This is a genomic window from Anoxybacillus sp. B2M1, assembly GCF_001634265.1.
Taxonomy (GTDB): Bacteria; Bacillota; Bacilli; order Bacillales; family Anoxybacillaceae; genus Anoxybacteroides; species Anoxybacteroides rupiense.
This window is the reverse complement of sequence record NZ_CP015435.1, coordinates 3615327-3638820: the sequence shown is the minus strand read 5'-3', so window position 1 is coordinate 3638820 and position 23494 is coordinate 3615327. Positions and strand designations below refer to the sequence as shown.

At 45.5% G+C, this 23494-nt stretch carries 20 protein-coding genes and 2 pseudogenes; 2 read left to right on the top strand and 20 right to left on the bottom strand.

The genetic code is table 11. The features are described 5' to 3' along the window. Positions 1-41: 41 nt before the first annotated feature. The 7 genes and pseudogenes from GFC28_RS17625 to GFC28_RS19050 all read right to left on the bottom strand — a co-directional run. Positions 42-1220: an acetyl-CoA C-acetyltransferase gene (locus tag GFC28_RS17625; protein WP_044744612.1), complete on the bottom strand. Its 1179-nt coding sequence runs from the start codon at positions 1218-1220 to the stop codon at positions 42-44. A 19-nt stretch (positions 1221-1239) separates the two neighbouring features. Continuing rightward, positions 1240-2781: a class I adenylate-forming enzyme family protein gene (locus tag GFC28_RS17620; protein ID WP_044744613.1), complete on the bottom strand. Its 1542-nt coding sequence runs from the start codon at positions 2779-2781 to the stop codon at positions 1240-1242. A 339-nt stretch (positions 2782-3120) separates the two neighbouring features. Continuing rightward, entirely contained in the window at positions 3121-4473 is a 1353-nt protein-coding gene (locus GFC28_RS17610) for an MFS transporter (RefSeq protein WP_044744615.1), read from the bottom strand. A 170-nt stretch (positions 4474-4643) separates the two neighbouring features. Next, positions 4644-5423 carry an enoyl-CoA hydratase/isomerase family protein gene (locus tag GFC28_RS17605; RefSeq protein ID WP_044744616.1) on the bottom strand — a complete coding sequence of 260 codons (780 nt, stop codon included), beginning with the start codon at positions 5421-5423 and terminating at the stop codon, positions 4644-4646. Between the two features lie 72 nt (positions 5424-5495). Continuing rightward, the gene (locus GFC28_RS17600; protein WP_044744617.1) at positions 5496-6353 is read right to left on the bottom strand and encodes a 3-hydroxyacyl-CoA dehydrogenase family protein; all 858 of its coding nucleotides are present in this window, start codon (positions 6351-6353) and stop codon (positions 5496-5498) included. Positions 6354-6462: 109 nt separating this feature from the next. Beyond that, on the bottom strand, positions 6463-8679 hold the full coding sequence (locus GFC28_RS17595; RefSeq protein ID WP_044744618.1) for a helix-turn-helix domain-containing protein: 2217 nt from the start codon (positions 8677-8679) through the stop codon (positions 6463-6465). 298 nt (positions 8680-8977) lie between these two features. Continuing rightward, positions 8978-9885: pseudogene (locus GFC28_RS19050) on the bottom strand (transposase); the annotation flags it as partial. Between the two features lie 165 nt (positions 9886-10050). Here GFC28_RS19050 and GFC28_RS20335 point away from each other — a divergent pair. Further along, a pseudogene (locus tag GFC28_RS20335) lies at positions 10051-10194 on the top strand (transposase); the annotation flags it as partial. Between the two features lie 902 nt (positions 10195-11096). Here the strand turns inward: GFC28_RS20335 and GFC28_RS17585 are convergent. From GFC28_RS17585 to GFC28_RS17565, 5 genes are all read right to left on the bottom strand, one after another. Continuing rightward, positions 11097-11342: a YrhC family protein gene (locus tag GFC28_RS17585; protein ID WP_044744620.1), complete on the bottom strand. Its 246-nt coding sequence runs from the start codon at positions 11340-11342 to the stop codon at positions 11097-11099. 72 nt (positions 11343-11414) lie between these two features. Next, on the bottom strand, positions 11415-12548 hold the full coding sequence (locus GFC28_RS17580) for a bifunctional cystathionine gamma-lyase/homocysteine desulfhydrase (RefSeq protein ID WP_044744621.1): 1134 nt from the start codon (positions 12546-12548) through the stop codon (positions 11415-11417). A gap of 2 nt (positions 12549-12550) precedes the next feature. Beyond that, positions 12551-13474 (bottom strand): PLP-dependent cysteine synthase family protein, encoded by a 924-nt coding sequence (locus tag GFC28_RS17575; protein ID WP_044744622.1) that lies wholly within the window; start codon positions 13472-13474, stop codon positions 12551-12553. Between the two features lie 53 nt (positions 13475-13527). Next, on the bottom strand, positions 13528-14229 hold the full coding sequence (gene mtnN, locus GFC28_RS17570) for a 5'-methylthioadenosine/S-adenosylhomocysteine nucleosidase (protein ID WP_044744701.1): 702 nt from the start codon (positions 14227-14229) through the stop codon (positions 13528-13530). A gap of 18 nt (positions 14230-14247) precedes the next feature. Then, positions 14248-14889, bottom strand: a complete 642-nt coding sequence (locus tag GFC28_RS17565) for a class I SAM-dependent methyltransferase (RefSeq protein WP_044744623.1) — start codon at positions 14887-14889, stop codon at positions 14248-14250. A gap of 379 nt (positions 14890-15268) precedes the next feature. On the opposite strand from GFC28_RS17565, the gene GFC28_RS17560 reads away from it, so the two are divergent. Continuing rightward, on the top strand, positions 15269-15475 hold the full coding sequence (locus GFC28_RS17560) for a YrzA family protein (RefSeq protein ID WP_044744624.1): 207 nt from the start codon (positions 15269-15271) through the stop codon (positions 15473-15475). A 29-nt stretch (positions 15476-15504) separates the two neighbouring features. On the opposite strand, the gene GFC28_RS17555 is transcribed toward GFC28_RS17560, so the two are convergent. The 8 genes from GFC28_RS17555 to mltG form a co-directional block, all read right to left on the bottom strand. Next, complete coding sequence (locus GFC28_RS17555) at positions 15505-16128, bottom strand: YrrS family protein (RefSeq protein WP_044744702.1); 624 nt, start codon at positions 16126-16128, stop codon at positions 15505-15507. Positions 16129-16238: 110 nt separating this feature from the next. Continuing rightward, positions 16239-18014: a peptidoglycan D,D-transpeptidase FtsI family protein gene (locus tag GFC28_RS17550; protein ID WP_044744625.1), complete on the bottom strand. Its 1776-nt coding sequence runs from the start codon at positions 18012-18014 to the stop codon at positions 16239-16241. 55 nt (positions 18015-18069) lie between these two features. Beyond that, positions 18070-18546, bottom strand: coding sequence for a transcription elongation factor GreA (gene greA, locus GFC28_RS17545; protein WP_044744626.1), 477 nt, complete (start codon positions 18544-18546; stop codon positions 18070-18072). A 156-nt stretch (positions 18547-18702) separates the two neighbouring features. After that, positions 18703-19338, bottom strand: a complete 636-nt coding sequence (udk, locus tag GFC28_RS17540) for a uridine kinase (protein ID WP_044744627.1) — start codon at positions 19336-19338, stop codon at positions 18703-18705. A gap of 1 nt (position 19339) precedes the next feature. Next, positions 19340-20605 carry a peptidase U32 family protein gene (locus GFC28_RS17535; RefSeq protein WP_044744628.1) on the bottom strand — a complete coding sequence of 422 codons (1266 nt, stop codon included), beginning with the start codon at positions 20603-20605 and terminating at the stop codon, positions 19340-19342. 24 nt (positions 20606-20629) lie between these two features. After that, complete coding sequence (locus tag GFC28_RS17530) at positions 20630-21559, bottom strand: peptidase U32 family protein (RefSeq protein ID WP_044744629.1); 930 nt, start codon at positions 21557-21559, stop codon at positions 20630-20632. Next, complete coding sequence (locus GFC28_RS17525) at positions 21556-22209, bottom strand: O-methyltransferase (protein WP_044744630.1); 654 nt, start codon at positions 22207-22209, stop codon at positions 21556-21558. Before GFC28_RS17525 ends, GFC28_RS17530 begins: the two co-directional genes overlap by 4 nt. A gap of 116 nt (positions 22210-22325) precedes the next feature. After that, positions 22326-23420: an endolytic transglycosylase MltG gene (gene mltG, locus GFC28_RS17520; protein ID WP_044744631.1), complete on the bottom strand. Its 1095-nt coding sequence runs from the start codon at positions 23418-23420 to the stop codon at positions 22326-22328. Positions 23421-23494: the final 74 nt, after the last annotated feature.

Sequence of the window (23494 nt, the reverse complement as noted above, 5' to 3'; positions counted from 1 at the left end):
AAAACCGCCACTGCGATCATAGGTCACTCTGCTTCAACCCATTACAATCTCTCCCAAACCGCCGCAATCCCTTGCCCGCCGCCGATGCATAGAGAAGAAACGCCGTATTTCTTTTTTCTTCTTGCCAACTCATAAATCAGCGTCAAGGTAATGCGCGTTCCCGAAGCCGCCAACGGATGGCCAAGGGCAACGGCTCCGCCGTTGACATTGCCTTTCTCGTCGTCAAACCCCAATTCTTTTTGGCATGCTAAATATTGGGCTGAAAACGCCTCATTGATCTCGATCAAGTCAAGGTCATCGATTGACAATTTCGCATTTTTCAGCGCTTGACGGATTGCTGGGACCGGGCCGATCCCCATGTACTTTGGTTCAACACCGACAACTCCCCACGAAACGAGGCGGGCGAGTGGTTTCAAGCCGCGCTTCGCGGCATAGTCCCCCGAGGCAATAATGACCGCCGCCGCCCCGTCATTTATCCCGCTGGCATTGCCTGGCGTCACGACTCCGTTTTCAAGAAAGCGCGGGTGAAGCGCCCTTAACTGCTCCAAGCTTGTTTGGCGCGGGTGCTCATCGGTGTCAACGATCGTTTCCCTATTCCTCTCTTGCACCGTGACAGGAACAATTTCTTGGCGAAAATATCCTTTTTTAATAGCCTCAAGCGCCCGTTCATGGCTACGGAGCGCGTGTTGGTCAACTTCTTCGCGCGTAATGTGATACTCTTTCGCCAAGTTTTCAGCTGTCATAGCCATGCTGCAGCCGCCGACCGTATCATATAGCCCATCCCACACCCAATCTTCCACCGTCAAGCTGCCTAGCCGTGTTCCCCAACGCATGCCACGAATGACATGCGGCACTTGACTCATGTTTTCAGTGCCTCCTGCCAATATCACTTCCGCTTCCCCCGTTAAAATGAGGCGCGCCGCCATAATGATCGTCTCCAGCCCCGTCCCGCACAACCGGTTTACCGTCACAGCTGGCACATCAATCGACAGTCCTGCCTTCAAACCGACATGGCGGGCAAGCAAATGAGCATCCCGGCTTGATTGTTGAACGTTGCCAAACACGACATGATCGATTTCTTCCGGTTCGACGTTCGCCTTTTTCATCGCCCCCCTCGCCGCGATGGCCCCGAGATCGGTTGCAGAAATCTCGCGAAACGAACCACAAAATTCGGCGAACGCCGTGCGCGCTCCTTCAACCAATACAATGTCTGTCCGCATATTCTTCCCTCCCGAATGTTCAACCTTCTGTTAACATCTCTTTTAATTTCCCTTTCTGAATTTTTCCGCTCGCCGTCGTTGGAAATTGATCCACAAACACAACTTGATTTGGAACTTTATAATCTGCAATCAATGGACGCAAAAACTCGACGATGTCCGCTTCGGTGATATGAGCTCCTTCCTTAGGAAGAATCACAGCACAGACCGCCTCTCCCAATACTGGATCAGGCAGACCGATCACCGCCGAAGCGAAAACGCCCGGATGCTGCTGCAAAATGGTTTCGATTTCTTTTGGATAAATGTTGTATCCACCGCGGATGATCAGCTCCTTTTTCCGTCCCATAAACCGAATATATCCGCATTCATCCATAATCCCAAGATCGCCGGTGTAATACCAGCCATCCTCGTCAAGCACTTTGTTTGTCTGTTCCGGCATGTTGTAATATCCTTTCATGACACCAAACCCTCGGCAGGCAATTTCCCCAATTTCCCCTGGCGGAAGCGCCTCTCTTCGTTCATTAACAATTTTCACTTCATTTCCTTCTAACACCTTCCCGACTGTTTCGAATATTCTGTCTTCTTTCGCTTCAAATGGGGTGATCGTGACAGAGACCGTCTCTGTTGTCCCAAACGATATGCATAATACCATTCCCATTTTTTCACGCACCGCTTTCACTGTCTCCAACGGACAAATATCAGCTCCTGTCATTCCCACGCGCAATGAAGACAAATCAAATGATTCATCATTCAATACGTTTAGCTCCATATGAAACATTGCCGGCACAGCATGATGAATCGTTACTTTTTCTTGTTCGATCAGCTGTAACGCCTCCCTTGGACTGTACCTTTCCTGCAGCACCATTTTGGCCCGGCTATATACAGCCGATATCAAGTTGCACGCCATGCCGAACACATGGAAAATCGGCGTACAAATAAGAAACACATCATCTTGATGGCACTTCAAGCTGTTGGCAATCGCCACGCCCGATTGGACGATGCCGTGATGAGTGATCATCACCCCTTTGGGTGCTCCGGTCGTACCAGATGTATATAAAAGGCAAAACAGGTCATGTTGTGGATCAATTGCCACCGCTGGCAGCGGTTGATCGGTCGCATAGGTCATAAGCTGTTCCAAGGAAAGGAACCCTGGCTTGACAAACCGTACCGTAATAACATGACCGGCAATGGCGCGAATGAAATCCAATCCGATATGCTGTTCAAGCTCCTCACACACAAAAACGGCTGTCATCCCAGAATTTCTCATAATTTGCTCCACTTCGCGGCACCGATATTTAGGATTGAAAGGAACGACAATGGCCCCAATTTGGGCGACAGCAAAAAACAGTTGCACCGTTTCCAGCCAGTTCGGCAAACCAACACCGACCCGATCCCCTTGTTTGATGCCGAGCGAAACCAACGCCGATGCCAGTTGACGAACTTCCTTGTGCAAGTCGCCATAGGTGATTCGGCGCCGAAGGTCATAAATAGCCTCTTTGGACCGATTGTCCGCTACCGCTCGTTCCAATAGCTGAGGAACAGACAAAACACGAACCATTTCCATCGCTCCTCATCCTCCGTTTCCCCAAAAGTTAACCAACTTGATAAAACGCAACTTCTACTTCTATTGTCTTTCGAATTCCTTCACCGACAAACACCATTTTATTTAAAAAACGTATCACTCACTTCAAAAATAAAGGAACGTTTTAAAATAATAAGAGCTCCGTGACACATCCCCGCCACAGAATATCTTATCAATGATTTCTTTCGGCCCGGTTTCGTCATCAGGCGGAGGCCGGCGGCCAGGCTCGCTTCGGGACTCAAGGTCGCACGGCGGAAATCCCGCCAGCTTCTCCGGTGTCATCCTGTTGTCTAGCGTTGTTCCATCCATAGGGGCGTTCCCTCATGAAATGGTTGCTTGCCCGTTCGTTGTCTCCACTTGTAGCTTGCGATACACCGCATATTTTTCTTGTACCAACAACACGGCAAGCCCCCCTAATACCGCGGCGCTAGCAATAGCAGCAAAATTATATTGGGGTGGCAAGTTAAAGGACAGCAAAACGCCAACAAATGTTGGTGCGACAATGCCTCCAATTCGGCCGAACGCCATTGTACTCCCTAAAGCGGTGGACCGCATTGCTTCCGGATAGTATTGCGAGACAAACGCATTAGCGATGTTTTGGACACCAACTGAGGCGGCTCCAATAATGGCGATCAGCGTAAACGCAATGAATGTGCTGCTCATAAAACCGATCAACGATAAAGCAGCCGCTCCACTGAAGAACAAGGGAACAAGCACCTTTTTAAATCCCCATTTATTCACTAACGGACCGAAGACTACAGTGCCAATGATCGCTCCAATTTGCATCACAGCAGTAAATGCGAGGCTGGAGCTCAAATCATAACCTGCTTTCATCATGAGTCGGGGGAGCCATGTATTCATTGAGTAAATCAGAACAAATGCACTGAAACAAGAGACCCAGAACATGACTGTGCTAAACGCTCGCTTCTCTGTGAATAGTTTCACGATAGGCAAAGCGTCTGGAGTTTCGATTCCACTTTTTACTATCTCAACTGCATCATCATGGCCAATATGGGGATCAATCAAAGAAAGAACTTTTCGTGCCTCCTCTTCTCTTCCTTTGGCGAGAAGAAACCCGATTGACTCAGGGATATCTTTCATTAAAAATGGAAGGAGTAATAACGGAAGGCCTCCAATCCAATAGATAGACTCCCAGCCAACCGTCGGCAAAAGCGCTCGGCTCGTCAATGCTGCCGCAATAGCTCCGACAGAATAACCACAAAAAATGGAAGCCACGATCGCTGTACGAATTCGTTTCGGAAACATTTCTGTCGCTAACGCAATAACATTAGGCATAACGCCGCCAAGGCCAATCCCAGCGATGATCCGAGAAATGGTGAATAAAGTTGGGTTTGGAGCGAATCCAGCAAGGAACGTAAAAAAGGCGAATAAAAATGTAGTCAGCAAAATAATTTTTTTACGTCCCATTCGATCTGCCAGCATGCCAAACAATACCGCTCCAATGGCTGTCCCAATGGCCGTATAGCTGCCGATGGCGCCGGCGGTGACATCTGAAATTCCCCATTCTTGAATCAATAAGGGAACCGAAGCGCCATAAATGACAACATCATACCCATCAAACGTAATCACTAGAAACAACCAAACCATAAGCCAAATGTGGAACGAACGGATTGGGCTACTGTCAATCACATCAACCGGATGAATTCGTTTCACATGGATTCCCCCTCAATATATTTACATTTTTATCCTTCGTCATCCGCCATCTTGGGGAAGCGAAGTAAAAAACTAGCCGCTTCACAAAGGCAACGAACGTTTATCCTAATACGATCAGACAATATACTAGTTTAATAACTTCTGACCACATCACTGCCGACCTTCAATATCTATTTCCCGCTAAACACCGGCTTCCGTTTTTCAGCAAACGCCCGCATTCCTTCTTTCCGGTCTTCAGTGGCAAACGCGTTTCCGAAGCAGGTAGTTTCCACGATCAGCCCCGAATGCAGGTCTACGTTGGCTCCTGTATTTACCGCTTCTTTCAGCATGCGCATGGCAATGGCCGGTTTTTGCGCCAATTTTTCGGCCCATTCTTTCGCGGTAGGCAACAATTGGTTGGCTGGAACGACTTTATTCACCAAATGGATGGCAAGTGCTCGTTCAGCGTCGATCATTTCACCAAAATAAAGCAATTCTTTCGCTATCCCCTGGCCCACAATGCGTGGCAACCGCTGCGTCCCTCCGCCGCCCGGGATGATGCCGAGATTGACCTCTGGGAACGCAAACTTGGCATTCTCTGAACAGATGCGCAAATCGCACGCAAGCGCCAGTTCACAGCCTCCTCCGAGCGCCAGCCCATTCACAGCTGCAATCACCGGTTTGGATGCGCTTTCAATTTTAGAAAACGCTGCTCGCGAAATTTTGTTCATTTCCATCATTCCTGCCAAATCCAGATCCATCATCTCATGAATGTCTGCTCCGGCAACAAACGCTTTTTCCCCTGTTCCCGTAATAATGATCGCTCCGACTTGCGAATGGGCTTCCAGTTCATCGATGATCGCCGACAACTCATGAAACACTTTCGTATTTAATGGATTGAACGGCGGACGGTAGATGTACACAACCGCTACCCGATTGTCGATTTCATATTGCAAAAATTCGTAGTTCATAATTGATTCCCTCCTAAAGTTTGCTAGTATAGCGTGGGCAACATACGACAAAACACCGCTGCTCCGTGCCTATCAAACATCCTCGTAATCGTAAAATCCAGCTCCCGTTTTTCGGCCTAGCCTTCCTGCTCGAACAAGCTGTCTCAACAATAAAGGTGCTGCAAATCGGTTATCCTTAAACTCTTGATAAAAATAATCCATAACATGCAGGCCAATATCGACTCCGGCAAAATCTTGCAACGTAAACGGCCCCATCGGATAGTTCAAGCCGAGCGTCACCGCTTTGTCGATGTCTTCCAGCGAAGCTACTCCCTCTTCAACAAGACGGATCGCTTCGATGAATTGCGGAATCATAATACGATTGACAATGAATCCCGGGGAATCTTTCTTCACCTCAACCGGTTCTTTGCTCAGCTTTAGAGCCAGTTCTTTTGCCCTCTCTACTGTTTCATCACTTGTTTGGTATCCACGCACCACTTCAACGAGTTTCATCAACTGCGGAGGATTGAAGAAATGCATGCCGACGACCTGGCTTGGACGGTTGGTGGCAGAGGCGATTTCGGTGATGGACATCGATGAGGTGTTTGTCGCTAAAATAGCATGTTGCGGTGCAATCGTGTCTAACCGAGAGAACACCTCTTTTTTTGCATCCATGTTTTCAACAACCGCTTCAATGATGACGTCCCCCTGCTTCATCTCATGCAAATCGGTCGACGCCTTCACCTTTTCGAGCGCTTCATGTTTTTGCTTGGCGGTCATTTTCCCTTTGGCGATACTTTTGTCCATAAACGCTTCCATTCGTGAGCGCGCTTTTTGCAACATATACTCATCGATATCGACGAGTATCACGTCAAATCCCGATAAAGCAGCTAAGTTGGCAATGCCGCTTCCCATCGTGCCTGCTCCTACGACTCCGATCGTTGATACCATTTAACAAGTCCTCCTTATCGTTATTTTTTCAATTTTCTGTATTATCTTTGCTATTGATTATAAAGAAGGTGAAAATAAAAAAATACCTGCATGATGCAGGAAAACATGCTTATCTTTTCAGCATTTTGAAGGAAGTCAGACCGTATAAGTCGTATAATTTCAATGCCATCATCAAATTGAACCGTTGATCTGCTCCGCTCAAGGAGAAGCCGAGCATTTCTTCGATCTTTTCGAGCCGGTATTGAAGGGTGCTGCGATGTATATACAGCTTTTCGGCCGTTTCGGTCAAATGACCATTGCAATCAAGGAAGACGCGCACCGTTTGCAGCCAGTCAGTATTCCGTCCCGCGGAATGCTGGAGCAACGGACCGAGGTATTTATCGACAAACAGTTTCGCGGCCTCTACTTCTTTTAAATGGTGCAATATCGTGTACGCCCCGAGTTCATCAAAAAACGCTACACTTTTTCTAGGAAAATTGCGGAGCATCACTTGCAACGCTTGCATCGCCTGTCGATAGGAAACATAATAATCGCCAATCGACGTGGCCTTTCCCCCGATCCCTAAAAACACACGGCACGCCACCTTCTCTTCATCGACCCATCGGCCGATCCGCTGTTGCCATTCGCTCCAATATTTTTCTGGATTCTTTCTTTCTTTTGCTGCTGGAGCGATCAAAATATATTGGTCTTCGACAGCTCCGTACAACAAGCTGGAGTCCTCAGCAGCAATCCGCACTTTCAGACGATTCCAGAGCGCCGTCCTCTCCGCATTTTGTTTGATGAAATCCACCGGCCCATATTCATCCAGCTGCAAGTGCAGCACAGCAAGCCGATGCTCTTCGAAAATGTTCCATTGAAATACATTGACGTACTGGATGATGCTCTCTTCATCTTCGATTTCCGCAGCCAACAACTTATGCAAAAAACTGTCTTTCAGCTGTTCTTTTGTCTCAAACACAAGCTTTTGTTTCGTAAATTGAATTGAAAAAATATTGCGGGCTAATTCGACGCCAAGGAGAAAAAAATCATCCATTTCGTTTGGCGATGTCTCAATGGCTAAATAGCCAACCGCATCTCCCCCATGATGAATCGGCCAAACCACCATCGACACATCTGACAACCCGTCGAGTTGGATATGCCCCCCCATACGGCTTTGTCCTAGCACTTGTTTCAATGCCTGCTTCGCAATCTGTTGCAGCTGTTGTCCGTTGAACCCTTTTAGTTCATGCGCGATCGGCCGCATAAAACGATCAAAGACAATCACCGATTTATCAAACATTTGGCTTAATGTTTTGGTAATGCCCTGAAAATCTTCATGCTGAATCGTTTCCTTCATCAATTTTTGTTGGTATTGAAGCAGGAAACGCAAGCGGTGGGTATGATCCCGCTCTTGTTGGTACAGACGGACATTTTCCAGCATCACGGCCACGTAGTTCGCTAGCATGTCCAAGATCTCGGTGTCTTCTTTTGTAAATGTCCCTTCGTTTTTCCGCTCCACGTGCAGGACACCAATTGTTTTGAAGTTGACGACAAGCGACACCGTTAACTCATCCCCGCCTGGTTTCTCCAAAAAAGGGAAATAATCGCTGACCCGATAGTTATTTTTCATCATTACTTGTTTCGGGCTAGCTACTTTGCCGTATAAAGGGGGGTGAACAACGAAGCTGTTGTCCTCTTCCCGGTATAAATACATGCAGGCACCGCCTGCATTCGTCCCCTTACCTGCCCGTTCCACAATTTTTTCGACAAACTGCTCAAGCGGCGTATCAAGCGAAAAGTGTTGAGCAAGCCACTCGAGACCGACCATTTTGCGCCGCTGCGTTTCCTTTTTCCGAGCGACCGTAATGGCCAGTGCAACATCTTCTCCAAAATCGTCAAACAGTTGCCTCGCCTCGGCCAACAGCGAAACGTAGCGCTGAAAACCGATCATACAAATGCCATATTCATTTTCTTCATCCTTAATTGGAACACTGAACCACGTTTTTACGCCATTTCTTCTCAATAAGCTGATCAATGAGCATGTGCACGCTTCATCCACCTCTCGAAACGTTGTGCTCCCTTCAAACAGCCGGGGCAAGCAGCTGGCTATCGCGATCGGTGAATAAGAAATTCCACGAGAGAAATCGCCTTGATACAATGTTGGAACAACCTCATCCCCTTCCTTTAAAACAATGGCGATCAATTCACATTCCAGCTCCGCCCGAAATGAATTCACCAAGTATTGCAACGCTTCCCCTTCAGTGTCAAATTTCACAAGCTTTCTTGCTGTCGTTCGCAAATGGCTTTCAATTTTTTTCATCAGCTTTTGTCGCTTGCTTTCCTCCACAGCACTTGCCCTCCTAGAAATAATGAATGCCTCAGGGCTTTGCGCCCTCTCAAGAATGCTTTGTTTCTAGCGGTGTCGATTTCCCCCTGCCCCATGCCGCGCGCCAATATTTCAATCCCCGCCGATGTATAGAAGGCCGGTGAATTAATGGAGATACGCTTCCACTGTGTCGAATCTTAAAGGCTATTCTCACAACCATTTGGCGCCAATGGACACAAGGGCAAGAAGGCTTCCCTGTTCTGGATTCCAGTTTTGCGCATGCCAAAGAGCCGGTCCCCCCTCGTTTTTTTCGAAACTAGCATAGTCGTTTCAGATTTTGAACGACCACGGTCAAAAGCATCGGTCCTTCCACGGCGTCCAAGCCGCGGCTGCGGGCGCAATCCAGCCCATGGACTTCTTTCCCTTCGGCGAACAGATGCTCACAACGAGTGCGAAGGGATTGGATGGATCGACAGTTTCCTTGTTGCTGAATGAGTTTCGCCAGATTGTGAATCTGAACCTCGGGGATTTTCGCTTGGCTTTTGGCTTCCCGGATCGCTCGTTCGACACTTCCATGCCGGGATGGCTTCCATCTCCTTGCGGCGCAGTGATACCAGCGGCGTGATTCCTTGGGCGAAGAGAGCTTCCAAATTCTCCGTGGTTCCATACGTTGTCCGCGGACAAGGTTCGAATCGTCAGCGACGGGGGACGAAAACGAAGCGAAGCGAGCTGCACCTCTCGCAAATGGTGGATCGAAGAAGCATTCGCCCGCACACGGCCATATGCACGTCCGGCAAGACCTGCCCCACCGCGATGCATTGATCAACCACATAGGTCATCAATCGGTTAAAGATCCCGTGTTTGCGCCATCGTTTCCGTGCTTTAACAAGCGTAGTCCCGATCCGGAAGGGTGGATGATGGGGATCCGAACGCAGGACCGACTCGAAGTCGAGTTCGCAAAACCATAACATCGGGAGGATCTCATACAACTCCCCTTCCAAATGGTTGAACAAATACGAGAGTAGCCTTAGACGAAGCAATCGTTCCGGGGTGGCGGCCGGACGACCAATTTTGTCAGTGTACAAGGGAGCCATCCAATCGTGAATGATAGAAAAATCAACCGTTTCGTTGACTTGGCGCAGGATATGGTTTTCGGGAACCAATTCTTCCATATCGATGACTTGAAACAGACGAGGGTGAGTCGGAGGGGTTTTTTGGGGCTTTCATGATCGCTCACACTCCATTCCAAGATTCTTCTATTAATTCTGATTTTCAACACAAGTCCCCAAATCCCTGCCTCGGAGTGTACGTTTCACCGGTCTTTTTAGATAAAGCAAAAATTCATTACGCCAAAGTTCTTCAGCTTTTTTTAACAGGAGCGCGAAGAACAAGCTAACTTTTGTATTCTTCCCCTCTTATTCACCGAATTTAAACTTTGTTGAACGAATTTGGGACCGGCTGAAAGAGAGTGACATTTCCAATCGGTTCCAGCCCAATCGAAAGGAGTTGAGAGAATCGATTATTTCATTTTTGTAGTGCCTTTCTAAATTTCCAGAAAAAGTGCTCCAGCACATCAGCCAGGTGGTTATGTCGGAAAATTAATCTGAATCTATTAAGACTTGCTAAAATTCTTTTTCTTTGTCATAAACGAATCCCTTTATATCCCACTAAATTCGGATAAAACAAAGAAACCTAAATAAAAATGTTGTCATTATTTGTCGAAATACTCTGTTTTTTATCGATCTATGTTCACCTCATTGCCCTGAAGCACAGGCGGCGCATCATAAAAAAGTCATACTGTTTGGGGTATTTCTGAATATATATTTTTTCTAAAAAAATGAGCAATCTTGATACAACAATAAAAATTTTATCTTTTCAGCCTCTCCTTTTTAGATAGACGACCATAACACAAACGTTCGACATCATGTAAGAATAAAACCTACTTTTATATGTAAACTTCATGAGCCAATAGAATTCATGTAGCTTTTAAATCATGATATGTCTAAATCGTAACAATTCCATTATTTAACATAAACTAATTTTTTCAATGACTAAGTTCCGTTTGCTTTCTGCTAGATAGAACTAACCTCTTACATGAAAAGCGGCCTCTTGTTCAAGAAGGCCGCTTTCTTCTACTTCACTCCGCTTCCACACTGACTTCTGCGCTAATAATGAACGCAATTGACGCTGTAATAACAATCCCCATCACCATGGCGAACATCCCTTTTTCCTCCCTTAACGGTTGTTTATTTTTATTTTACATCGATGAAAAGCAGGGAACGCAGCCGGTTTTTGAACAATTTGCGAAATTCGCTCTAGAGGCAATCAGGAGGACTATAGTCCATGAGTCCTTATTAAATAGCCATCATATTAATTGTAAGTAATCCGGCCTATAAAACCATAAAAAACCGATCCTTCACAAAGGAAGGATCGGCTTTCTATAGAGACATTTCGTCCTCATCTTCAAGCATCCGCCTGCATGCGGCTGAACGGCGCAGAAAATAGATCGAAGCGGCCAAAAAAGCCGCGATCGCAATAAGGACCAATGGCTTTTTGCCAGCTTCGAGCACATCAGGTAAAATCACACCGAGATAAAACAGCGCGCCGATCGCCAACAAAACGAGACTGTACATTTTATAATCATTCGCCTTTGCGCGAAGCTGCTTTCGTTCCCATTGATGCAATTCCGCTTCCCTCCCTGCTCCGTGCTTCTCTTTTCACTGTACCATAGGAAGGCGAAAAGAAGGCGATGTAATTTATGCCAATGCTTGTGTTAAATCCTCTAGCAAGTCTTCCACATCTTCAAGACCAACCGAAATGCGGACAAGTCCATCAGTAATGCCAAGCTCTTCACGCCGCTCTTTCGGAATGGAGGCATGTGTCATTTTTGCTGGAAGCGAAATCAAGCTTTCTACAGCTCCAAGGCTTTCCGCTAGGGTAAAATATTGAACGCGGTTTAATAACTGATCCGCTTTTTCAGCGCTTCCCACATCAAACGATACCATGCCGCCAAAGCCGCGCATTTGCTTTTTCGCAATTTCATGATTCGGATGTGTTTCAAGTCCTGGATAGTAGATGTTTTTCACTGCTGGATGTCCTGCTAAAAACTCAACAATTTTGCGCGTATTTTGCTCGTGCTCTTCCATGCGGATACCGAGCGTTTTTATACCGCGCATCAACAGCCATGAATCCTGCGGGCCGAGAATGCCGCCAGTTGAATTTTGAATAAAATGCAAATCTGTAGCTAACGGCTCCGAATTTACAACAACAAGCCCTGCGACCACATCACTGTGACCGCCCAAATATTTCGTTGCGCTATGAACGACGATATCCGCACCAAGCGCAATCGGTGTTTGCCAATATGGAGTGCTGAAGGTGTTATCGACAATCGTCAGCAATCCGTGCCGTTTGGCGATGGCTGCCGCCTCTTTCAAATCCGTAATTTTTAATAACGGGTTGGTTGGCGTTTCGATATAGATGGCTTTTGTGTTCGGACGCCGCTGCTTTTCAATGTTCGTTAAATCGCTTGTATCCACAAATGTCGATTCAATGCCAAGGCGGTGGAGCACTTTTGTCATGACACGGTACGTACCGCCATACACATCATCCGTTAAAATGACATGATCGCCGCTATTGAACAGCATCATGACCGCTGTAATCGCCGCCATGCCTGAACTGAAGGCAAAGCCTGCATAGCCTTCCTCAAGGTCTTTTATAAGCTCTTCTAGAGCATGGCGTGTTGGGTTTCCTGTGCGGGAATATTCATAGCCTTTATGTCCGCCGACGCCCTCTTGCTTATACGTACTCACTTGATAAATCGGCACTGATACGGCTCCCGTATGCGGATCGCCAGCAACTCCGCCATGGATCAGCTTCGTTTTCCGTCTCATTGTTATATCCCACCTTCGTAAATTTTTTTGCTTAAATACCGTTCGCTGCTATCTGGAAAAATCACGACAATATGGGTCCCAGGCGGAGCCTGAAGAGCCTCAAGCATAGCGGCGTGGAAAGCGGCGCCTGAAGAGCTGCCAACGAGCAAACCTTCTTTTGCTGCTAATTCCTGCACGCGTCGGAAAGCATCTTCATCCGCAATCGTATGAATGGCATCAAAGTAGCTCTCATCCATATATTCTGGAAGAAACTCCATACCGATCCCTTCCGTTTTATGTGGCCCAGGCTCTCCACCATTTAAAATGGAGCCTTCTGGTTCAACAATGACGGTTTTGATGCCCGCATTTTTTTCCTTCAAAAATCGCGCCGTTCCCATGAATGTTCCGCCTGTCCCCGCACCAGCTACAAAAATATCAATGTTTCCATCAAGCTGCTCCCAAAGCTCTGGACCGAGCGTTTTGTAATACGTTCTTGGATTCGCCGGATTGGCAAATTGCTGTGGGCAATATGAATTTGGAATTTCTGCTAGCAGTTCTTTCGCCTTTTTAATCGCTCCCTGCATTCCATCGCTCGTCGGTGTATGAACAACTGTTGCGCCAAGCGCCCGCATGAGCTGCTGTTTTTCCACGCTGAATTTTTCCGGCACACAAAAAATCACATTGACGTTTTTGCCAATGGCCGCCAACGCTAATCCGATCCCTGTATTGCCAGCCGTAGGTTCAATAATGGTTCCACCTTCTTTTAGCTTGCCGCTTTCAAACGCATCCTGCAGCAATTCTTGGCCAAGGCGATCTTTTACGCTTCCACCCGGATTCAAATATTCCAGTTTAGCAAACAAACGCACGCCTTTTGGCAGAGGAAACCGGGTAATTTCCACAATCGGAGTATTTCCGACTAATTCGTGAACACTTTTGGCTACTTTCATGCTGTCACCTCTTTCTTCATCATGAAAAAAGGAGAGAGCATTCCCTCTCCTTCCTATGAATGTTTTAATTCATCCACCATCATTTGAACAAGCTCGGAAGAATGGAGCGCTGCTTTGTGCAAAAATTGCTCAAATGACACGTTTGATTCTTTCCCAGCAATATCAGAAAGGGCGCGAATCACAACGAACGGGACGCCAAATTGGAAGCATACTTGCGCAATGGCTGCCCCTTCCATCTCCACTGCATGCAAATCTGTTAGCTTCTCGCGCACAAATGCTACTCGTTCCGGATCGTTCATAAATGAATCGCCTGTCGCAATCAAGCCTTTGACCACTTGGATTTCTTGAATGCGCTCAGCACTTGCTTCCGCGATAGCAACAAGTTTAGCATCCGCCGCATAGCGTGCAGGCATACCAGGTACCTGCCCATATTCATAGCCGAATACCGTCACATCAACATCATGATGAACAACCTCGCTGGAAATGACAATATCCCCCACATTGAGCGAAGCGGAAAATCCGCCGGCGGAGCCTGTATTAATCACATAATCCGGCCGAAAACGTTCAAGCAAAATCGTCGTTGACATGGCCGCATTGACTTTGCCGATTCCTGATTTTAATAAAATAACATCAACACCGTTTAATGTTCCTGTGTAAAATTCGCAATTGGCAGCAACCGTATCTTGACGGTTGTCCATTTTTTCTCTTAAAATGGCGACTTCTTCTTCCATCGCTCCAATAATTGCTACCTTCATCCCTTCAACCTCTTTCACCTATTGTTTCGTAGCCTCCATCAACCAAACAAAACGGTTCATCGGTACAAAAGACACAGAGAATCCGTGCTTCGTAAACATGCTCTCAAGCACCGGCAATGTCGGATAGTATTCACGCTTTAAATCTTCAGCCAAATCATGAAACCCTTTTTCCTTTGCTTCGATGACCATTTGCTCGAAAGCCTCGCGATCGACGAAAGCTGTATCCGCAAACACTATTTTACCACCTTTGTTCAGCATCTTTCCATACTGGCTAATCGCTTGTTCTTTTTCTTCATCTGTCAGGTGATGGAAAGCATATGTGCTGACAATCGTATCAATCGGTTCATTCGGCAACGGAAAGCTTAAAAAATCGCCGTCCTGAATCGTGACCGTATCGCCCAGCTTTTCAAACGCCTTTTGGCGCATCGGCTCCGAAGGTTCAATACCATAAACCGTTTTGCCGCTGCGAAGCAATTTTTGCGTTAAATTTCCTGTGCCGACGCCAAACTCCAACACACCATTTCCTGATTTTTCAACAACTGTATTTAAAATCGTATCATATTCAGCAAATACATCTCGATATTGCTCGTCATGTCCATGAACAGATTCATCATATGACTGTGCCCACGTTTCAAATAAATCAAGGAATTCTCTACCCATCGATGTCACACTCCAAAATTTTTATAATTCATATAAGTATACTATGAATTAACTGCTATGCTGTTCTCAATCTATCATATTTTTTTCATTTGTTCAATGAAAATATGCTACACTACATGTGTATATAGAGAATTGGGCAGATCCATTATTTTCGTTGCTTCGGTTAGGCGATTGTTTGATTCCGACGGTCGGGTGACCGAATTATATTGTGCTGCTTCCAAACCAATGAATTGGACTCGTCATTTGCTTCTCTGTCACGCACTTTAGCGTGACGACGGCACGTTCACTTGCGTCCGATCGCCGAAAAATAGAGCTTTTCCAAGCAATCATAAGCGCAATCGCCTATTTATTTGTATAAATTAAGAAGGAGGGATAGCCATTGAACATTTCGCTTGACTTGATCCAAGATAAAGTCGAATGCTTTGAAGCCGCAGATTTAGCCACCTTAGAGAAAAAAATCAATGAACAAATCGAGCATAATAAAGCGCTTTTGCTCGAGGTTCATCATGTTTCCCATCAAATGCATGTCTCAGCAAACGGACAGCGGTTTTACAGCGCCGTTGTTCATTTCAAAGCCAAAAAATAAACGGATTTCTCGCTTATGGAGAAATCCGTTTATTGTTTTAGCTGCTGCATTTTCGTCGGTTTCCATCCTTGATTTTCCACCCATTCAATATACACGCGATATTTGGCGCTTTTGTCCTTAGGAGAAATGGTAGCCACCGCTTTATTCGGACCATTGTTGCCAATAAACCACACAATCATATCTGCTGGCGACACTCCAGTGGCATAGCTGACAGCATCCAGCATTTCCTTCCAATCGACTGAATTCTCGTCAAATTGAGTGACATGCGGCTCTGTTTGCGTCGTCCCAATTGGCTGCCACGATGGATTAATAATTTCCTTCAACACTCCAGAAGAAGGATCGCCAGCTGTTTCAATTACTTCCTGTGATGGTTGTTCTTCTTCGGATGGCTGTTCCTCTTCATCAGCTGTTTCACCGTCCTTCTCTTGTGTTGTTTTTGTATCGCCTATTTCTACTTCCACCTTTTCATCGTCCTCTTCTTTTTTCTTTATGACTTTTTCTTTTGTCGCTGGCTGTGCGCTGTCCTTATCATCGTGCGAGAAAAGCAGCTGCCAGCTAAAAAAGATAATCAACATTAACACGCACACAAGAGCGATATTTAACACGCGATTGATCTTTCGGCGTTTGGCACGCTGTTCAAAACGCGAATTCATTTCTTTTTCTTTTGCCAATCCTATCCCTCCCTGCGTCCTTACGATCGTTTTTATTGTAACATTTTGCTTCATCCTCATAAACGATTTCTTGATGATTTCGGATTTCCGTCCTATGAATGTTGTTTCGTATCAAACTCATATATTCTCTTGACAATATCATAAAATACATCATTTGTCACAGCTTGTGAGTTCGGACTGTCAAGATCAACAACAACCAGCACATATTTAGGCGCTTCTGCTGGAAAATAGCCCGCAAACCATTTATTAATCAGCGCTTCTCCATTTGCCGCCTTTTTTTCCGTTTGCGCCGTTCCCGATTTGCCTGCTACCGCATAGGGAAGCGTTTGAAATCTCCGGCCTGTGCCGCGCTCATCGGTAACGACCTTGCGAAGCAGCTCCTGCAATTTCGTCACTGTCGACCGCGACAGTGACCCTTCATTCGAAAACGGCTGCTTATGAAACGAAAAGAAGGTGGTTCCATTTTTATAGAGCATCTTCTCGACGGCTCTTACCTGTTCTGCTTCTCCTCCCCTAGCAATCGTGGCCATCATGTTAGCGATAGCAAGCGGAGAAACACGGACATTTTTCTGTCCAATCGACGTTTGCGCTATGGCTAGAGGAACGGACTTGTCGCTTTTGTCATACCAAATCGTCCCGCTTTTTTCTTCAGGAAGCTGGCGGAAATTTTTAAAATGATATACATCTCCCTCCCAGCCGACAAGCGGATACAAACCAAGCATTTGCGCATATTGTTCAATGACGTTAGGGTCTTGCTTGACAAGCTCTTTTCCTAAAGTAGCAAACGCGTTGTTGCAGCTGACAGCAAAACTTTCATCGAAAGGCAGCATGCCATAGGAATGCTCCGTATCAGGGGTAGCGCCGTCAATTTTTCGACTGCAATCAAATGCTCGTTTGTTAGTAGCCACCCCTTTATCGATAGCAGCAGCAGCGATCACCGTTTTAAAGACCGAGCCAGGAATTTGCGGGAGAAGCATTTGATTTTCCGCGGCATTATTTTTATATGGATCGCGCGGATCCATCGCTGGTCGGCTGGCCATCCCCAAGACGCTATTTGTCTCTACATCCAACAGCACAGCTCCTCCTTTTTTCAATTGGTGCTCCTCTAATACCTCTTCCATTATTCGCTGCAAGTTGCGATCGAGTGTTGTCTGAACCGTAATCGGATAAAAAGGATTTCCCGGATCGTTATATTTCACATCAATGCCAAATAACGGCCCGCCTTCTGCATCGACATGGTATAACAGCTTTGTTTCTCCCTCAGGCAGCAAAAATTCATCAAATGCCTTTTCTAATCCATGAATCCCGATTTTTGTGTGCGGCGAAAGGTTCCGGTCACGATAACGCTCTCGCAGCAGTTGCGGATCCTCTCGCGTAAAACCGAGCAGATGTTCAGCATACGGATGCTCCAATGGATATTGTTTATTAATGGCCAGGACACCCGGAATGTGGAGCTGGTTAATTTTTTTTATTTGGTTCTTTGTTAATGAAAGCGGTCTGTCTTCCGCTAAAAGCACAAACGGTTCTTTCGCATCTTGTAGCTGTAAACGAATGGAGCTTGCGGAAACGTGTAAAATGTCCGCCACCTTTTCCACTGGCCAATCCATTTTCTTTAAAAAAGGAAACAGGATAAGGGAAGGAACAGATTGTTCTGCAAGCGGCTGACCGCTGCGATCCACAAACGTTCCGCGCCCATCGCTAATGACCATTTCTTGAGTTCGTTGAGCCACGCTTTCCTCAATTAAATTCACATGATTTTTTGAAAATGATTCCGTGCTCACTAGTTGAATTTGGACGAGACGGCCAATTAATAAAAAAATGCCAAGTTGTATAAGTGCACTCATGATGATCATCCGTTTTTTGCTCATAAAAAACACCTCGTCTTCATTGTTGACGAGGTGTAAGATTTTAAAACCTTTTCTATTACTGTACAGCTACGATTTTGACAAGCATCTCGCCGCCAGGTGTTTGTACGCTGACTTCATCGCCTACTTTTTTCCCGATTAGCGATTTAGCAATTGGTGAATCATTGGAAATTCTTCCTTCAAACGGATCCGCTTCAGCGCTTCCGACAATCGTATATGTTTCTTCTTCACCATCAGGCAGCTCAACAAAAGTCACAGATTTTCCAAGAGATACAATATCTGGATTTTCAGTGTCTTCTTCGATAATTTGCGCATTGCGAATCATGTTTTCTAATGTTTGGATACGTGATTCTACAAAGGCCTGTTCATCTTTTGCCGCATCGTACTCGGAGTTTTCGGAAAGATCGCCAAATCCGCGTGCGATTTTGATGCGTTCAACGACTTCCTTGCGCTTGACCGTTTTTAAATATTCAAGCTCCTGTTCAAGCTTCTCCTTCCCTGCTTTCGTCATTGGATATTGTTTTTCATTTGACATATCCCCTTACCTCCTTAAATAGTTATGTATATAAAAGGTACGAACGGCAAAGCGCGTTCGTACAAATAAGGCTTTATGAATATGCATATCCCTTAAGCCAAATGTCCGCGAACGGTAAGAAACGTTCATCCTTCATATGTTATCTATGCTATGTTATTACAAAAAAGACTTTTGTTCAAGAATTGTTTGAATTTTTGTAACCATCAAATCGATCGCTACGTGATTGTGACCGCCTTCCGGAATAATAATATCGGCATACCGCTTCGTCGGTTCAACAAATTGGTTGTGCATAGGACGAACGACTGAAACATACTGGTCAATCACGGATTCCAATGTTCGGCCGCGCTCGTTCATATCGCGCTGCAGCCGGCGAATAATCCGAATATCGGCATCTGTGTCTACATATACTTTAATATCCATTAAGTTGCGCAATCTCTCATCTTCTAATACGAGAATTCCTTCTAAAATAATCACATCTTTCGGTTCGACATAAATGACTTCATCCGCTCTTGTATGCAGCGTGTAATCGTAAACCGGCTTTTCGATCGGCTCATAGCTGAGCAGCTTATGCAAATGCTCAATTAATAAATCATTATCAAAAGCTAAAGGGTGATCATAGTTTGTTTTTAGACGCTCTTCAAATGGAAGATGGCTTTGATCTTTGTAGTAATAATCCTGCTCAAGCATTAAAATCGAATGCCCTTGAAAATGCTCATAAATGGCTCTGACAACACTCGTTTTCCCCGAACCGGAGCCGCCTGCGACTCCGATCACCACCGGCTTCTTCCCCATCTTAGCGCTCCTTTCTCATCATGTTGTACGGGAAGACATCCTTCTCTACTTTAAATTTTACGATTTGTAAAGGATGGCGCGCTGCATCGATCTCGTTTCCATCTTCATCCCAGATCGTGCCCACCACTTGGGTAAAGTTATCGATTTCCGGACCAAAAAATTCAACAACATCGCCAGGTTTAAAGAAATTGCGTTGCTGCAAAGTCACCATTTTCGTATCGCGGTCATAGTCCAACACAAAACCAGCAAAATCGTAGGTTGTTTTCTTGCTGTGCACCCCAAACATCTGTTCTTTATATCCTGGCACCCCTTCAAAAAAGGCAGGTGCGGTATCACGGTTGGCACATTTATCAAGCTCATCGAGCCATTCTTTTTGAATCACAAAATGGTCTGGATCGGCACAATAGGCATCGATCACTTTGCGATAGACGCTGACAACGGTGGCCACATAATGAATCGACTTCATCCGTCCCTCAATTTTTAAGCTATCAATGCCCAATTCGATCATTTTTGGAATAGATTGAATAAGATTTAAATCTTTCGGGCTCATGGCAAATGGATCATCATTTTCATCAAATAAAGCGATTTCCTGGCTGCCATCAAGCTTGTACAGATCATAATCCCAACGGCATGATTGACAGCAGCCGCCGCGATTGGAATCGCGAGCCGTCATATGGTTACTCAAGACACAGCGCCCTGAGTAGGCGATACACATCGCCCCATGGATGAAGGTTTCTATTTCAATATCCACCTTCTCTTTAATTTCACGAATTTCCTCGGCACTTGTTTCACGGGCCAGCACGACGCGCTCCAGTCCTTCTTCCTTCCAAAATTGCACCGCTTTCCAGTTAGCCAAAGATTGCTGGGTGCTTAAATGCACCTCTAGCTTTGGCGCTACCCGGCGAGCCGTTTCAATGATCAGAGGATCCGCCACGATAATGCCATGCACACCCGCTTCCTCAAGCCCCTGTAAATACTCCTCAAGTCCAGGGATATTTTCGTTATGAGCATAAATGTTTGTCGTCACATAAATTTTGGCACCATATTTATTGGCAAATTGGACTCCTTCTGCCATTTCTTCAAGCGTAAAATTGTCGGCGTTGGAACGAAGCCCATATTCTTGGCCGCCGATAAAGACAGCATCCGCTCCATAATGGACAGCTACTTTTAATTTTTCTAGGTTACCGGCAGGAGCAAGCAGCTCAGGCTTTTTCACAATCACACGCTTTCCATTCACGATTTGCGAAATTTGATCATTTTTCAACATACCGCTCCCTCCTTTATGTTGCATTTAATAAATCGTTTCTTTAAAAAAGAATCCTGTATCTAAAGGACGATGCTTTGGCTGAATCGCTTCAATTTCCTCCAACAGCTGCATTTTTTCCGCTTCATACTGCTCGCGGTTCCCCGCACATAAATCAATGGCACGGCGATAGATCGCTGTCACCTTCGTAATATAGTCCGATTCATGAAGCACACCGTCAATTTTAAAGCTATCGATTCCCGCATCCACCATTTCCTCAAGCTCGTCAATAATGCAAATATCATTCGGGCTCATAATGTGCGTCCCGTTTTCATCCTCAAAAATCGGATATTTGTTACCGCGCTCTTTGTCATGCAGAAACATTCCTTTTTCATACTTTTGCTTTTCAACTTCCATCATTTTTCCTTGATATTCAAAATAGTTGCCGATGAGCGACCGCTTTGATTGAAACATACATGTCATTCCATGCACTTGCACTTCAATTTCCACTTCTGCATGTTCTTTAATCTCCATAATGGCATCCATATTTAATTCACGTGCTAAAACCGCGCGTTTCGCGCCCTTTCGCCCCCAGTAGTTGCATGTATACCAATTGGTTGCCGTTGTTTCCGTATTCCAATGGAGCCTCATATGCGGAGCTACTTCACGTACAGTCATTAATACAGCAGGATCTCCAAATACGATAGCATCCACGCCGATATCAGCTAAAAAACGAATATAACCACCTAGTTCGTCTATTTTCTCATTATGAAAAATCGCATTCATCGCCGCATACACGCGAATCCCATGCTGGCGGGCCACTTCCACCGCTTCCGCCATTTCAGCGCGCTTAAACTCTCCAGCTAAGCGCAAACCATAGCGTTGTTCGCCAACTATAACGGCATCCGCTCCTGCCTGCGCCAAAGCATGGATATGGGAAACGTCTGTCGGTGTTACAAGCAATTCTGGTTTTTTCACTGTTTCTCACCTCTTTTTCTCGATATGGCAATGCCGTCGCCGACCGGCAAAATGACGGTATCATAAGCTTCATTTTGCATCAGCCACTGATTATATTGGCGAATTTTCTTCACAAGCGAACGAATTCGCTTATTTTCAATCCCATCTCCTGCCGCCACAAGCCCTTTAAAAAGGACATTATCGGTAATGATAACGCCACGGGGAGCCAAAAACGGCTCGTACATTTCAAAAAACCGCTGATACTGTCCTTTTGCTGCATCGATAAAAATGGCATCAAATGGGGCATATTTTTCTACTTCGCTGGATACTTCAAGCGCATCGCCAAACAGCGCATGAATCTGATGAGCTGTTTTGGTTCGCTCTATATAAAAAAGCGCGTTTTCATACCGCTCTTGATCGCGTTCGACCGTAACGATCGTCGCATTCGGCAGCGCCAGCGCCATCCGAATAGCCGAATAGCCAATCGCTGTTCCGATTTCTAAAATGCGCATTGGCTGAATAAGACGCAAAACGTGCAACACCACTTCGATCCCGACAGCATCCATAATGGGCACACGATGCTCTTGGGCATAATCTTCCATTTCTTGGATTACTGTTTCGCGTTTTGGCATAAGATCTTGCAAATAGCGAATGATGTCATGCGATAACAAACGTGCTCCTCCTCGTAAAAATAAGAGTCCACATTAGACTCTTATGAACGAAATATATAGGATCATACCCATAACTTTATATATACTATCATAAAACGGGCAGAAATGCGAAATATTTATTCTTTTCCAATATACTTTGCCTTTTCGCGATTATGCTCAGCCAATGTGCTCGTAAAAATGACTTCGCCGGCTGGAGTAGCAAGAAAATAGAAATATCCGGTTTCTGCCGGCTCCAAAGCCGCCTCAATCGACATCTCTCCCGCATTTGCGATCGGGCCTGGCGGCAATCCTTGATGGATGTAAGTGTTATAAGGAGAATTGACCTTTAAATCTTTATAATAAACGCGTTCTTTATGCTTTCCTAGTGCGTAAAGCACCGTTGGGTCGGTTTGCAGCGGCATTCCGATGCGCAGACGGTTATAAAATACGCTCGCAATTTTTTGACGATCAGCCTTTTCCGTTGCTTCTGCCTCAATGAGTGAAGCCATTGTCAATAGCCGATGGGTCGTAAATCCTTTCTCGGTTTTCTTTTCTTCATATTTTGCAAGCACTTCTGCCGTTTTGGCGATCATTGGCTCGATAATAGCAGGTAGCGGCGGTTTTTCTTCCGGGAAGGAATAAGTCGCTGGAAATAAATATCCTTCAAGCGGATAACGAATATTTTTGTTTAAGATATCTGGCGACAGAACCGTCGGATATTTTTTGATCAGCTCTTGAATGTAAGCACGGTCATTAAGTTGATTCATGACCTGTTCCTGCTTATACCCTGTTTTTTGAGCGATAATCGTCGCGATTTGCGTTAACTGTTTTCCTTCCGGAATCGTGATTTTCAGCTTCATTTCCCTCATCACTTTTCCTGTTTTTAGTGAGGAAATGATTTCTTCTAACGTCATCGAGCGAGTCAATTGATAGTTTCCTGCCTGAAAATCAGCATGATTTTTAAATTTGACATAGTAGCGAAATACAGCCGCGCTTTTGATGATCCCCTTTTTTTCAAGGATTGCAGCAATATCGCTTACAGAAGAGCCAATGGGAATCGAGACTTGAACGGTTTTTTTATCCTCTGGATCGACAGGCTGAAGCGCAGATCGGATATATACATAACCGCCTATAACGGTTGTCAGCAACAATACGCAAACAAGCGCGCTAATCATAAAGACCACTCTTCTTACTGTTTGGATATCCTTTGAAGCAAATCCATTATGGTCCATATAATCCCTCCCTTCATTCTCGAGATATTATACTACAAATTTCTGCTTTTTTCTTCTATCTCTTATTTTTTTCT